General features: G+C 43.0%; 3 protein-coding genes. 1 reads left to right on the plus strand and 2 read right to left on the minus strand.

Annotated elements, in window-relative coordinates; all coding sequences use genetic code 11:
* The coding region (locus PLH26_RS21225; protein ID WP_324588018.1) for a triple tyrosine motif-containing protein at positions 1–1,142 on the plus strand (1,142 nt) is incomplete at its 5' end.
* Here the strand turns inward: PLH26_RS21225 and PLH26_RS21230 are convergent.
* Together PLH26_RS21230 and PLH26_RS21235 are read right to left on the minus strand one after the other, a co-directional pair.
* The gene (locus tag PLH26_RS21230; RefSeq protein WP_324588019.1) at positions 1,143–1,922 is read right to left on the minus strand and encodes a LytR/AlgR family response regulator transcription factor; all 780 of its coding nucleotides are present in this window, start codon (positions 1,920–1,922) and stop codon (positions 1,143–1,145) included.
* A gap of 1 nt (position 1,923) precedes the next feature.
* On the minus strand, positions 1,924–3,074 hold a 1,151-nt coding region (locus PLH26_RS21235; protein WP_324588020.1), incomplete at its 5' end, for a sensor histidine kinase.

Raw genomic sequence — 3,074 nt, forward strand, 5'->3', positions numbered from 1 at the left:
ATGATAACTTCGATATCGCCTCCCACTATTTGCCCAACGGAAGAATGCTGTTTGGCACATCAAACGATTTCCTCGTTTTTGACCCCGATGCAATACAAACCAATTCACCCCCGGGCATTGTGAACATTACCGGGTTCAGGCTGCTTAACAGGCCGCTTTCCGTTGATTCCTTATTGCAGCTCGGCAGTATAGAACTGTCGCCTTCACAAAATTCCATTACTATTGGTTTTTCCTCGCTGAGCTATTTTAACAGGAATAAATTATCGTATTACTATAAGCTGGAAAATATTGACGCTGAGTGGAAAAAAGCAAGCGAAGTAAATGAAGCGGTTTATAATTATCTCCCTCCCGGCAGCTATACTTTTAACGTAATAGCAGAAAATGCTGACGAATTGTTAAGCCCCAAAACCACCCAGCTTAAAATCGTTGTACATTCCCCTTTCTGGCAAACCTGGATGTTTTATTGTATACTGGCATTGCTGGCAGGCGGCATTATATACTGGCTCGATAAAGAGAGAATGAAGAGAAAGGAAAGTATGCAAAAAATGCGCAGCGACATCGCGGATAACCTGCATGAAGAAGTAAATACAGCCCTAAATAATATTAACATACTGAGCGAAATAGCCAAGCTGAAAGCCAATAAAGATCCCGCAAAATCAATAGAGTACCTGGAGCAGATCCATGCAAAAAGTCATCATATGATCATTGCGATGGATGATATGCTCTGGGGCATTGATCCGGATAATGACAGCATGCGGAAAATCATAGACCGCACGATGGAGTATACCGACGCGTTAAAAAACAGGTATGCCACACAAATTGAGCTGCTGGTTGATAAAAAAGTGAAGCGCCTGGAACTGAATATGAAGCGCCGCATTGAATTTTTCCTGTTGTTCAAAACGGTTATTAATACCATCATTCAGTGGGGCGCCCAAAACAGCCGGATACATTTCGGGCTGGAGAAAATGCATATCACCTGTACCATCCAGTTCGACAACGCAGCATACGATATACAGCAGCTCAACAGTCTTTTACACATGCCGGCGCTGCTTAAGCGGATGGAAGAAGCCCAAGCCACAATGAAAGCGCATTTCGACAAAACCTACTCCATGGTTATCCTGAAGATCAGGGCAAATGAATAATTATTTACCCATCCACTTTTTAAACGCGGTTACTTTTTCGCGGCTTACGATCGCTTCCTTATCTACACCAGGCGTGAGGTGCAGGATCAGGCGGTTACCGAAATAGTCATGTATCTGGTCTATACAGCCTATGGACACGTAAAAGGAACGGCTGATCCGGAAATACACCTCCGCATCCAGCATATCTTCCAGCTCATCCATCGTGTAGTCCACAATGTACTTTTTATTATCGCTGGTTTTAAAGAAATTCAGCCGCCCGTCACTATAGAAATAGGCTATGTCTTCCACATCAATACTAACCAGCTTCTGTGCCTGCTTTACCAAAAACCGCTTACGGTATTCTTTGGGCTGAAATTTGCGCTGCAGCTCTTTTACAATGCTGTCAATACTCATATGGGCATCGCCTGCTTTATTATTATAGGAAGATTGCAATTTTTTGTACTTATCCAGAGCGGCCTGCAATTCTTCTTTTTGTATAGGCTTTAGCAAATAATCTACGCTGTTAACCTTAAAAGCCTTTAATGCATACTCATCGTAGGAAGTAGTAAATATAACGGGGCTCTTCACCTCTGCTATATTGAACAGCTCAAAGCTCTGACCATCCGCCAGCTCTATATCCATGAGGATCAGGTCGGGCGTTTCGTTTTCCCCAAGCCATGCCGCAGTAGATTTAATGCTATCTGTTACACCGGCTATTTCATACGAAACATCAAGCCCCGACAATACTTTTTTCAGCTTTTTTACTGCGAGGTCTTCATCTTCTACAATAAGAATTTTCATATTACTGTGGCTTTATTTTGTTCGTGTTTAAGGTTTTATTTTCAACGGCGCTGCTCCATATCAGGGGAAGTATCACCGTAAAATTCCTTTCGTCAGACATTGCCTGAAATCCTTCTTTATTCAGCAATTTATACTTGGCCCGGATATTATCCAGCCCTACCCGGGTACCTTTAATTTTTACTACCCGGTGCCGGAGATTATTGTTGACCACCAGCTTATTGCCTGCAGTGGTAAAAATATCAATAACCACCGGGTAGTTTTTTGACAGCGAATTGTGCTTCACCACGTTTTCCACAAGCAGTTGCAATGTTAAAGAAGGCAGCAAATAAGGGTTGTACCGTTTATCAATTTCAATATTCAGTTGCACGGCTTCGCCGTGGCGGGTACGCAAAAGCTGATAATACGACTGAATGAACTTTATTTCATTTTCTACGGTGCTCACTCCGTCTTCGTTATTCCTGAGTAAGTACCGGTATACCTTGCTGAGCTCATTCAGAAAGCTTTCCGCTTTTTGCCTGTCTTCCGTGATCAGCGACGACAAGGTATTAAAGCAGTTAAACAGAAAGTGAGGATTAACCTGGCTTTTCAGCGTATCGAACTCCTGCTGAACGGCGAGCTCTCCTATCCTGTTCTTTTCCTCAACGCTTTCCTTGTATTTTCCCAAGGCATAATCTGCTTCAAAAAGCGTTTCAAAGATCAGGTTTACACTAAAACCCACCAGCAACCCGGCCTTCAGATCACTTTCTGCCAGTTGGTAACCCAGTACGCCCACCTGGTTGTAAAGCAAAAAGATCAGCACTATAGACAAAGACATGAAGGGAATAATAGCAAAAACCAAAAGCATGATCCTTAACTTTGACTGCTCAAGCCCGGGGTATCGCTTTCTTATTGCATTGCCAATGGCAACGTGTCCCGACCAGGAAAGGAAGCCCAGAATAAATACCAGCGGAAAAGAGATCAGCCAAACCTTAATATCTTTAAATATCCGTTCGTCATAAATAATATAATTCAGTACAAAAGCTATAAGCGGCATAGACATGCTAAAGGAATATACCTGCAAAACCGTAGGTTTTATCCAACTGCTCATGCCGCCACCTCCGTTTTTTTGATGATCAGGGGTAGTTTGATGCTCCGCTCCGCAACGGTATCTTC

The organism is Agriterribacter sp. (genome assembly GCF_035444585.1).
Classification (GTDB): domain Bacteria; phylum Bacteroidota; class Bacteroidia; order Chitinophagales; family Chitinophagaceae; genus Agriterribacter.

What these genes read in the sequence shown, in the direction of transcription:
- PLH26_RS21230 (WP_324588019.1), bottom strand. Translation starts at nt 1,922, where the DNA reads ATGAAAATTCTTATTGTAGAAGATGAAGACCTCGCAGTAAAAAAGCTG.